Below are 10,680 nucleotides of genomic sequence, written 5' to 3'. Positions count from 1 at the left end.
TCACGGCCGTGGCGCCCGCGTCCAGCAGCGGACCCGCGGCGGCCTGCGCCGAGCCGATGTCGTCAACGCTCTGCGCGCGCCTGCCGCGTATCGGAAGGCCGTGCCGGCGCATGGCGCGCTGCCAGCCCTCGGCGCGGTCGTCACCGACGCCCGAGCCGCGCGGCCAGCCGAGGAACGCGATCTTCCGGTGTCCCAGACCGACGAGATGGTCCACGGCGGCGTCCGTGCCCGAGGCGCCGTCGACATCCGCCCAGTCGCCTATCTGACGGTTCGACCACATCCGGCCGAAGCCCACGAAGGGCACTCCGCGCTTGGCGAGCCAGGCCTGGCGCTGGTCGCCGCGGTCGGTGCCGCTGAGCACGAAGCCGTCGACGCTGTGCAGGTCGAGCAGCTCCTCGTAGCCCTCCAGGCCAGTGGTGCCGGGAGGCGAGGCGAACAGCAGTATCCGGTAGCCCGCCTCGTCGGCGGTCTGCGACAGCGCGTGCAGGAACCGGTCCATGACCGGCGCCGAGGTGCCGGGCGGCGTCGGGCGTATGCCGTAACCGATGAGTTTGCTGGAGCGGGTACGGAGCGTCTGCGCGGCCCGGTGCGGACGGTAGCCCATCTCGTCGATGGTGCGCCGGACGCGTTCCAGCGTCTCAGGACGCAGCAATCCGGGTGAATTGAGGGCATTTGACACGGTTTGCGGAGAGACTCCGGCCCGTCGCGCGACCATGGCCAGAGTCACCGGACCGGCCTTGGCCGAGGAGGTGTCGGGGGAGCGGGGCATGGGTGTCTCCGGAAGCCGGTCGTGTGCAAAGTAAGTTCGGTCGAGTTTATTGGAGCGTTCTAATGCCATTGTCAACGGCCTGAGGTCGTCGTTAGGGTTCTTGGAACGCTCCAATGCCTGAGAGGTTCTGCTCTGTTGGATACAACTGTCAAGACCCACGACATAACGAACTCCGTCGCGGGGGCCGGCCCCACGGCCGAAGGCCTCCAGCCGTTTCTGCACGACGCCTGTGTGACGCTCCACGCGCCGAGCTTCGCGATCTCGCACGCGGACGGTCAGATCGACGGCGGCGCCGACGGCTTCTACCACGGCGACAGCAGAGCGCTGGCCCGGCTCACCGTGGTGGCCGACGGCATCGCGATCGCACCGGTACGCGGAGCCCTTGACGGTGCCGACCGGGCCGCCTTCCGCGCCGTGCTGCGCGGTCTCGGCGAGGACACCGCGGATCCCGCCGTCAGCCTGCACCGGCGCCGGGCCGTCACTCCCGGGCGGCTGGAGGAGACTCTGGAAGTCATCAACGCCGGGCGGCAGAATGTCCGTTTCCGGCTGATCGTGACCGCCGCCACCGATCTCGCGCTGATGGAACGCGTCAAGACCGGGGAGACACAGCCCACAGTCACCGCCACCGCCTTCGCGGGCGGACTCGACTGGTCGCGAGGAGTCTTCGCCGTGCGGCTCGTCTCCACGCCGAAGCCCACCGCCGTCGACGCGGCGGCCGGCCGGCTGGAGTACGAGATCGAGCTGGCGCCCGGCGCGAGCTGGACCGCCGTACTGCGCTGTGACGCCGCTCACGAGGACGGCGACCAGTTCCCGGCGCCGCCGTCGGACAGCCTGCCCTGGCGCGTCCCGGCGCTGCGCAGCGCCGACCGGCGCTTCGACCACTGGATCAGCCAGTCGGCCGCCGATCTCGACCGGCTGCGGCTGACCGACTCCGAGGCGCCCGAGGACCAGTTCCTGGCCGCGGGAGCCCCGTGGTTCCTCACGCTCTTCGGCCGCGACTCCCTCTGGGCCGCCCGGATGCTGCTGCCGCTGGGCACCGGACTCGCCGCCGGTACGCTGCGTACGCTCGCCCGCCGCCAGGGCACCGCGTCCGATCCGGACACCCAGGAGCAGCCCGGCAAGATCCTGCACGAAGTGCGCCGGGCCGCCCAGGAGTTCCACGACGGCTTCTCCCTGCCGCCCAGTTACTACGGCACGGTCGACGCCACTCCGCTCTGGATCACCCTGCTGCACGACTCCTGGCGCTGGGGCCTCGCGCCCGAGCAGGTCGAACAGCTCCTGCCGAACGCCGAGTCCGCGCTCGCCTGGATGCGCGACCACGGCGACGCGGACGGCGACGGCTTCCTGAAGTACATCGACCTCACCGGACGGGGCCTGGCCAATCAGGGCTGGAAGGACTCGGGCGATGCCATCCGGCACCGCGACGGCCGGCTGGCCAACGCCCCGATCGCACTGTGCGAGGTCCAGGCGTACGCCTATGAGGCGGCCCGCGGCGGCGCCGCGCTGCTGCGCGCCTTCGGCCGTCCCGGCGCCGACGAGTGGGAGGAGTGGGCCGCGCTGCTGCGCGACCGGTTCCGCGCCCACTTCTGGGTGGAGGACGAGCGCGGTGCCTATCCGGCCGTCGCCCTCGACCGCGACAGGAAGCCGGTGGATTCGGTCACCTCGGGCTTCGGCCATCTGCTGGGCACGGGTCTGCTCAACCAGGAGGAGAGCGCGCTGCTGGCCGCCCGGCTCAGCGCTCCCGATCTCGACTCGGGGCATGGGCTGCGCACACTGAGCAGCGACTCCGTGGGCTACAACCCGTACGGCTATCACATCGGTTCCATCTGGCCGCACGACACCGCGATCGCCGTACACGGTCTGGTCAGGGCCGGATTCCCGGCCGAGGCCGCGTCGCTCTCGGCGGGTCTGCTGACCGCGTCCGCGGGCTTCGAGGCGCGCCTGCCCGAGCTCTTCGCCGGCCATGGCGCGGCGACCGACGCCTGGCCGGCGCCGTATCCGGCGTCCTGCCGTCCGCAGGCCTGGGCGGCGGCCTCGTCCGTACTGGTGCTCCAGTCCGTGCTGGGACTCAGCGCCGATGTGCCCGGCGGCACGCTCACCGTCGCACCCGGGTTCGCCGAGGCGTACCGGCCGCTGACGGTGACGGGCCTCGATGTCGCAGGCGGACGGCTGGACATCTCGGTCGACGCGGACGGTACGGCGCATATCGAGGCGCCGGCCGGTCTGGAGGTGAAGAGGGAGTACCCGACGCCGCGTTGAGGGAGCCCCTGCCCCCGCGCCTGCGCCGGGAGGGATGTCCCCGTGAGCGGACGGGACTCCGGCCGCGGCCGGAGTCCCGCCGGTTTCTGTCGTCGGCCGGGCCGTGTCGCTGTTGGGCCGAACGAGTGAGGGACGAGAGGATGGCCGGATGCAGACTCAGCGCAGGGGCGGGGTGGTCCGGTGAGCAGGTACGGCAGATACGGCGAGTTCGACGCCACCGACGAGCAGTGGGAGGGCCTGGCCCAGGTCGTCCCGCTGCGTGGCCGCGACGAGTGGCCCTCCCGGGTCGACCACCGGGCCGTCACACGCGACTACGCGGCCGAGAACCGGCGCTTCATCGTCCTGCGGGTGCAGGTGTTCGGTGACGCGCGGGAGGTGGCCGACCATCTGATCGCGCGGATTCCGGTGCTGCTCGATCTGACCGGTGCGGAGCCGGACGTGGCCAAGCGCATCCTGGATTTCAGCAGCGGAGTCGTCTTCGGTCTCGGCAGCGGGATGCACCGGGTGGACAGGAATGTCTTCCTGCTGGCGCCGATCGGCACGGAGGTCGAGGGCATCGCGGCGGAGGCCGTCCCCCGGTCGTAGGGAGGCCGCCCGGACGGAACGGACGACGGTGGTAGACCTGAACGCGTGACGGAACACGACGTAGCTGGATTGCAGCGCAGGCTGGCCGAGTTCGCGGCGGCCCGCGACTGGGAGCCCTACCACACGCCCAAGAACCTGGCGGCGGCGCTCAGCGTCGAGGCCTCGGAACTGCTGGAGATCTTCCAGTGGTTGACGCCCGAGCAGTCGGCACGGGTGATGGAGGATCCCGGGTCGGCCCACCGGGTGACCGACGAGGTCGCCGATGTGCTCGCCTATCTGCTCCAGCTCTGCGAGGTGCTGGGCATCGACGCGCTCACGGCGCTCGCGGCCAAGATCGACCGGAATGAGGTCCGCTTTCCGCCCAAGCGTCCCTCGACGGGGCCCGATTGACCATGATCGTCACTCTACGGAGTGATTGAGTTATACACATTGAGCTCGCTGTCCAGAGATTTCCGCATTGCTCTGGCCTTTCTGTCGCCATTCCCTCACTCTGGGTAGTGGAGTGAGCGGGCAGGATTGTCGTATGAACGGGGGCTGTGCATGGATGCGGAACGGCTCATCGGAGTGAGCCGGCATGCCCTGGCGGGGAGCGCGGAGGCGCTGGATGTGATCGCGGAGGCCTGCCAGGCGCAGGCCCTCGCGCAGGCGATCGGCCACCGGCTGGCCTTGAGCGGACCACAGGAGCTGAGAGGCGAGGCGCGGGAGCTGGGCGAGGCGGGCGGGCGCGGCTGCGGACCGCCGGATCAGCCGGGGCTCTGTCTCGGCGGGACACGGGCGGGACAGCTCTCCGGGGTGCGGGACTTGAGAGGAGCGCTGACCGGGCTGGGTGAGCTGCTGGGCGAGGTGGGCATCGCGCTGGTCGCGGTGGCCTGTGCCACGGACGAGGAAGGGCTGTACTGGCAGTGCATCGAGGCGATCGACGCCGCCGACGAGTCGAGCGACCGGGTGGGCGGGATGCTGCGCAGACTGAGCGCACGGGAGCGGGAAGGAGGCAGGCGGTTCGAGGGTGCAGGATAGATGTATGGATCTTCGAATCTTCACCGAGCCCCAGCAAGGGGCGACCTACGAGACCTTGCTGACCGTGGCCAAGGCCACCGAGGACCTCGGCTTCAATGCCTTTTTCCGGTCGGATCACTATCTGCGGATGGGATCCGGCGACGGGCTTCCGGGGCCGACGGACGCCTGGATCACCTTGGCCGGGCTGGCCAGGGAGACCGAGCGGATCCGGCTCGGCACGCTGATGACGGCCGCCACCTTCCGGCTGCCTGGCGTGCTGGCCATCCAGGTCGCACAGGTGGACCAGATGTCCGGCGGCCGGGTCGAACTGGGCCTGGGCGCCGGCTGGTTCGAGGAGGAGCACACGGCGTACGGCATTCCCTTCCCCAAGGAGAAGTTCGACCGGCTGGAGGAGCAGCTCGCCATTGTGACCGGGCTCTGGGCGACGGAGGCCGGTAAGACCTTTGACCACGACGGCACGTACTACCAGCTCAGCGACTCGCCCGCGCTGCCCAAGCCCGCGCAGGGCAAGGTGCCGATCCTGATCGGCGGGCACGGCGCCACGCGCACACCGCGGCTGACCGCGCGGTTCGCGGACGAGTTCAATATGCCGTTCGCCTCCATCGAGGACACGGAGCGGCAGTTCGGCCGGGTGCGGGACGCCGCGGAGGCCGCCGGCCGTCGGGCGGACGAGCTCGTCTACTCGAACGCGCTGGTGGTCTGTGTGGGCAAGGACGACGCGGAGGTGGCCAAGCGCGCGGCGGCCATCGGCCGTGAGGTGGACGAGCTGAAGGCGAACGGGCTCGCGGGCTCCCCCGCCGAGGTCGTCGACAAGATCGGCCGGTATGCGGCGGTCGGTGCCTCGCGGTTCTATCTCCAGGTCCTCGATCTGGACGATCTCGACCACCTGGAGCTGATCTCCGCACAGGTCCAGTCGCAGCTCGGCTGAGCCGGAGCAGCCGTGAAACCCGCCCGCACACTCGCCGCCACCCTCGCCGGTGAGACCGTCGTTCTCGACGGCGGTCTCTCCAACCAGCTCATGGCACAGGGCTGCGATCTCTCCGACGACCTCTGGTCCGCGCGGCTCCTCGCCGACGGTCCCGAGCAGATCGAGGCGGCCCACACGGCGTATGTGCGGGCGGGTGCGCGGGTGCTGATCACCTCCAGCTATCAGGCCACCTACGAAGGCTTCGCCCGGCGCGGTGTGACAAGGCGGGAGGCGGCCGGACTGCTGGCCGGAAGCGTGGAGCTGGCGCGCCGTGCGGGCGAGGCGGCGGAGCACGAGGTGTGGGTGGCCGCGTCGGTCGGTCCGTACGGAGCGATGCTCGCGGACGGCAGCGAGTACCGCGGGCGGTACGGACTGTCCGTACGGGAGCTGGAGCGTTTCCACCGGCCGAGGATCGAGGCCCTCGCGGCGGCCGGTCCCGATGTGCTGGCGCTGGAGACGGTGCCGGACACCGACGAGGCGGAGGCGCTGCTGCGGGCCGTCGAGGGCAGTGGAGTGCCGGTCTGGCTCTCGTACTCCATCGCGGGCGAGCGCACCCGGGCCGGGCAGCCGCTCACCGAGGCCTTCGCCCTGGCCGCCGGTGCCCGTCAGGTGATCGCGGTGGGGATCAACTGCTGTGAGCCGGTGGACGCCGACCGCGCCGTGGAGATCGCCGCCTCGGTGACGGGCAAACCGGTCGTCGTCTATCCCAACAGCGGCGAGGGCTGGGACGCGGAGAAACGGCACTGGCGCGGCGATGCCACCTTCGATCCGGCGCGGGTGGCGGCCTGGCGGTCGGCGGGAGCACGGCTGGTGGGCGGATGCTGCCGCGTCGGCCCGGCCGAGATCGCCCGGCTCGGCGCCGCGGTGGCCACCCTACGGGACACCTGAGCAGGGCACGCCTGACCCGAGCAGGACGAGCAGGACGAAAACCCCTGGTCGTGGCGGTCCTCCCGGGCAATACTCGGTCGGGTGTTCCTGACGATCAGTACGACCGGCACTCCGGAACGTCCCGCGACCGACCTCGGATTTCTGCTGCACAAGCATCCCGACCGGGCGCAGACGTTCTCCACGGCGCATGGCACCGCCCATGTGCTCTATCCCGAGGCGTCCGCCGAGCGCTGTACGGCCGCGCTGCTGCTGGAGATCGATCCCGTGGCGCTGGTACGGCGGAGCAAGGGCAAGGGCCGGGGCGGCGCGCCCGACGCGGCGCTCGCGCAGTATGTCAACGACCGTCCCTACGCGGCCTCCTCGCTCCTCGCGGTCGCGCTGAGCACGGTCTTCAAGAGCGCGCTGCGCGGAGTCTGCGCCGCGCTGCCCGAGCGCGCCGCACAGCCGCTGCCGCTGCGGATCGAGATTCCCGCCGTGCCCGCGCGCGGCGGCGCCGAGCTGGCCGGCAAGCTCTTCGGGCCGCTGGGCTGGACATCCGTGGAGGCACGTCCGGTGGCGCTGGACGAGCGGTTCCCGCAGTGGGGCGAATCGCGCTATGTCCAGCTCGTCCTGGACGGCGAGCTGCGGCTCGCCGACGCGCTGCGCCAGCTCTATGTCCTGCTGCCGGTGCTGGACGACGCCAAGCACTACTGGGTCGCGCCCGACGAGGTGGACAAGCTGCTGCGTGCGGGCGAGGGCTGGCTGGCCGAGCATCCCGAGCAGAAGCTGATCACCAGCCGCTATCTGGCCCGCCGCTGGAGTCTGACCAGGCAGGCCATGGAGCGCCTGGAACTGGTCCGGCTCGCCGAGGCCGACGACATCGGGGTAGAGGCGATCGACAACGCCGTGGAGGAGATCCCCGCCGACCTCGACGCCGACCTCACCGCCGACGCCGACGCCATGGACGGCGCGGCGAGCGCCGCCGTGACGAAGGAGCCCTCGCTCGCCGACCAGCGGCGCGAGGCGATCGTGACCGCTCTGCACGCCACGGGCGCGGGCACGGTGCTCGACCTGGGCTGCGGGCAGGGCCAGCTGGTCAAGGCGCTGCTGAAGGACGCGCGCTTCACCCGGATCGTCGGTGTGGATGTGTCGGTACGTGCCCTGGCCATCGCCGCGCGCCGGATCGGGCTGGACAGGATGGGCGAGCGCCAGGCCGCCCGTGTCACGCTGATACAGGGAGCGCTCACCTATACGGACAAGCGGCTCAAGGGATACGACGCCGCCGTGCTGAGCGAGGTCGTCGAACATGTCGACCTGCCGCGCCTGCCCGCCCTGGAGTACGCGGTGTTCGGCGCGGCACGGCCTCGTACGGTCATCGTGACCACGCCCAATGTCGAGTACAACGTCCGCTGGGAGACCTTGCCCGCCGGGCACACGCGCCATGGCGACCACCGCTTCGAGTGGACCCGCGAGGAGTTCCGCGACTGGGCCGGCGCGGTCGCCCGGCGCCACGGCTACGACGTCACGTATGTCCCGATAGGTCCGGATGATCCGGAGGTGGGACCGCCCACACAGATGGCCGTCTTCAGCAGCCATCAGGAGAGCGGCCATCAGGAAAGCCGCCCCGAGGAGAGCCACCACCAGGAAGGAAAGGCCGCATGAGCGACATGAACGACACCGTCACGAGCGGCGCCGCCGACTCCGTCCCGCGCGCCCTCCCGGTGCCCGACCTTTCCCTCGTCGTACTGATCGGCGCCACCGGCTCCGGCAAGTCCACCTTCGCCAGGAGCCACTTCAAGCCCACCGAGATCGTCTCCTCGGACTTCTGCCGTGGACTGGTCGCCGACGACGAGAACGACCAGAGCGCGAGCCGCGACGCCTTCGACGTACTGCACTACATCGTCGGCAAGCGGCTCGCGGCCGGCCGGCTCACCGTCGTGGACGCGACCAATGTGCAGCCCGAGAGCCGTAAGCAGCTCGTACGGATCGCGCGCGAGCACGATGTGCTGCCCGTCGCGGTCGTCCTCGATCTGCCGGAAGAGGTCTGCGCGGCGCGTAACGCCGGCCGTCCCGACCGCGCCGGTATGCCGCGCCATGTCATCAAACGCCACCGCGGCGAACTGCGCCGTTCGCTGCGCGGTCTGGAACGCGAGGGCTTCCGCAAGGTGCATGTCCTGCGCGGTGAGCGGGAAGTGGCCGCCGCCGAGGTCGTGCTCGAACGCCGCTACAACGACCTCACGCATCTCACCGGCCCCTTCGACATCATCGGGGACGTCCACGGCTGCCGCTCCGAGCTGGAGACGCTGCTCGGCAGGCTGGGCTACAAGGGCGGCGCTCATCCCGAGGGCCGTACGGCCGTCTTCGTCGGCGACCTGGTCGACCGAGGCCCGGACAGCCCGGGTGTGCTGCGTCTGGTGATGGACATGGTCGCGTCCGGCGGCGCCCTGTGCGTACCGGGCAACCACGAGAACAAGCTCGGCCGCTGGCTCAAGGGAAGGAAGGTCCAGCACACACACGGACTTGCCGAGACCGTCGAGCAGTTCGAGAAGGAGGACGACGCGTTCCGCGCCCGGGTGCGGGAGTTCATCGACGGTCTGGTCAGCCATTACGTGCTCGACGGCGGCAGGCTGGTCGTCTGTCACGCCGGTCTGCCCGAGAAGTACCACGGCCGCACCTCGGGCCGTGTCCGCTCGCACGCCCTGTACGGCGAGACCACGGGCGAGACCGACGAGTTCGGGCTGCCCGTGCGCTATCCCTGGGCCGAGGACTACCGAGGCCGGGCGGCTGTGGTGTACGGCCACACCCCCGTACCGAACACCTCATGGATCAACAACACCATCTGTCTGGACACCGGTGCGGTCTTCGGCGGCAAGATGACCGCGCTGCGCTGGCCGGAGCGCGAGCTGGTCGACGTACCGGCCGAGCGCGTCTGGTACGAGCCGGCGAGGCCGCTGACCACCGAGGCGCCCGGCGGCCGGGAGGGCCGGCCGCTGGACCTCGCCGATGTGCAGGGCAAGCGGATCGTGGAGACCCGCCACATGGGCAGGCTCGCGGTGCGCGAGGAGAACGCGGCTGCGGCGCTGGAGGTCATGAGCCGCTTCGCGGTCGATCCCCGGCTGCTGGCCTATCTCCCGCCCACCATGGCACCCACCGCGACCGCCGGCGCCGAGGCCCGCGACGCGACCGCCGCCACCGGAGGCCACTACCTGGAGCACCCGGCCGAGGCGTTCGCCCAGTACCGCTCGGACGGTGTCGCGCGCGTCGTGTGCGAGGAGAAGCACATGGGCTCGCGCGCGGTGGCGCTGGTCTGCCGGGACGAGACGGCGGCGCGCGAGCGCTTCGGTGTGAACGGACCGACCGGCGCCCTGCACACCCGTACCGGCAGGCCCTTCTTCGACGACCTCGCGGTCACCGAGGAGATACTGGAGCGGCTGCGCACGGCCGTCACCGCCGCCGGGCTGTGGCAGGAACTCGACACGGACTGGCTGCTGCTGGACGCCGAGCTGATGCCCTGGTCGCTCAAGGCCACCGGTCTGCTGCGCACGCAGTACGCGGCGGTCGGCGCCGCCGCGGGCGCCGCCTTCCCGGCGGTGAACCGGGCACTCGAAGCCGCCGTGTCCCGGGGCGTGGAGGCCGGCCCGCTGCTGGCGACGCAGCGCGACCGCGCCACCGACGCGGCGGCGTTCACCGAGGCGTACCGGCGCTACTGCTGGCCCACGGACGGACTGGACGGAGTGCGTCTCGCGCCGTTCCAGCTCCTCGCCGTCCAGGGCCGCAGCCTCGCCGGAGTCCCGCACGACCAGCAGCTCGCCTGGCTGGACCTGCTGGTCGAGCACGATCCGACCGGGCTGCTCCAGGTCACCCGGCGGCTCATTGTCGACACGGGCGACGAGGCATCGGTCCGCAGCGGGACCGACTGGTGGCTGGAGATGACGGAGCGCGGCGGCGAGGGCATGGTCGTCAAGCCGCTCGCGGCGCTGGTACGGGACGAGAAGGGACGGCTCGTACAGCCGGGCATCAAGGTGCGCGGCCGTGAGTATCTGCGGATCATCTACGGGCCCGAGTACACCCGCCCGGAGAATCTCCAGCGGCTGCGCAACCGATTCCTCGGCCACAAGCGGTCGTTGGCGCTGCGGGAGTACGCCCTCGGTCTGGAGGCCCTGGACCGGCTGGCGGACGGCGAGCCGCTGTGGCGGATCCATGAGGCGGTCTTCGC

General features: G+C 71.0%; 9 protein-coding genes. 8 read left to right on the top strand and 1 reads right to left on the bottom strand.

From position 1 onward, the window contains the following. The coding region (locus tag GA0115259_RS06490; protein WP_093592158.1) for a LacI family DNA-binding transcriptional regulator at positions 1-769 on the bottom strand (769 nt) is incomplete at its 3' end. 135 nt (positions 770-904) lie between these two features. On the opposite strand from GA0115259_RS06490, the gene GA0115259_RS06485 reads away from it, so the two are divergent. The 8 genes from GA0115259_RS06485 to GA0115259_RS06450 form a co-directional block, all read left to right on the top strand. After that, entirely contained in the window at positions 905-3,028 is a 2,124-nt protein-coding gene (locus tag GA0115259_RS06485) for an amylo-alpha-1,6-glucosidase (RefSeq protein ID WP_093592154.1), read from the top strand. 180 nt (positions 3,029-3,208) lie between these two features. Next, positions 3,209-3,613: a cell division protein SepF gene (locus GA0115259_RS06480; RefSeq protein WP_093592151.1), complete on the top strand. Its 405-nt coding sequence runs from the start codon at positions 3,209-3,211 to the stop codon at positions 3,611-3,613. A gap of 45 nt (positions 3,614-3,658) precedes the next feature. Further along, the gene (locus GA0115259_RS06475; protein WP_093592148.1) at positions 3,659-4,003 is read left to right on the top strand and encodes a nucleotide pyrophosphohydrolase; all 345 of its coding nucleotides are present in this window, start codon (positions 3,659-3,661) and stop codon (positions 4,001-4,003) included. A 150-nt stretch (positions 4,004-4,153) separates the two neighbouring features. Next, the gene (locus tag GA0115259_RS06470; RefSeq protein ID WP_093592145.1) at positions 4,154-4,630 is read left to right on the top strand and encodes a DUF6099 family protein; all 477 of its coding nucleotides are present in this window, start codon (positions 4,154-4,156) and stop codon (positions 4,628-4,630) included. Positions 4,631-4,634: 4 nt separating this feature from the next. Continuing rightward, positions 4,635-5,558, top strand: coding sequence for an LLM class F420-dependent oxidoreductase (locus tag GA0115259_RS06465; protein ID WP_093592142.1), 924 nt, complete (start codon positions 4,635-4,637; stop codon positions 5,556-5,558). Between the two features lie 12 nt (positions 5,559-5,570). Beyond that, positions 5,571-6,485 (top strand): homocysteine S-methyltransferase, encoded by a 915-nt coding sequence (gene mmuM / locus GA0115259_RS06460; protein ID WP_093592138.1) that lies wholly within the window; start codon positions 5,571-5,573, stop codon positions 6,483-6,485. 81 nt (positions 6,486-6,566) lie between these two features. After that, positions 6,567-8,126 (top strand): 3' terminal RNA ribose 2'-O-methyltransferase Hen1, encoded by a 1,560-nt coding sequence (locus GA0115259_RS06455; protein WP_093592135.1) that lies wholly within the window; start codon positions 6,567-6,569, stop codon positions 8,124-8,126. Continuing rightward, positions 8,123-10,680 (top strand): polynucleotide kinase-phosphatase (locus GA0115259_RS06450; protein WP_093592132.1); only part of this gene is annotated, 2,558 nt, incomplete at its 3' end. The genes GA0115259_RS06455 and GA0115259_RS06450, both read left to right, overlap by 4 nt.

Source organism: Streptomyces sp. MnatMP-M17, assembly GCF_900091995.1.
Taxonomy (GTDB): domain Bacteria; phylum Actinomycetota; class Actinomycetes; order Streptomycetales; family Streptomycetaceae; genus Streptomyces.
This window is presented reverse-complemented; position numbering and strand designations above follow the sequence as displayed.

What these genes read in the sequence shown, in the direction of transcription:
- GA0115259_RS06465 (WP_093592142.1), top strand. Translation starts at nt 4,635, where the DNA reads ATGGATCTTCGAATCTTCACCGAGCCCCAGCAAGGGGCGACCTACGAG.
- GA0115259_RS06470 (WP_093592145.1), top strand. Translation starts at nt 4,154, where the DNA reads ATGGATGCGGAACGGCTCATCGGAGTGAGCCGGCATGCCCTGGCGGGG.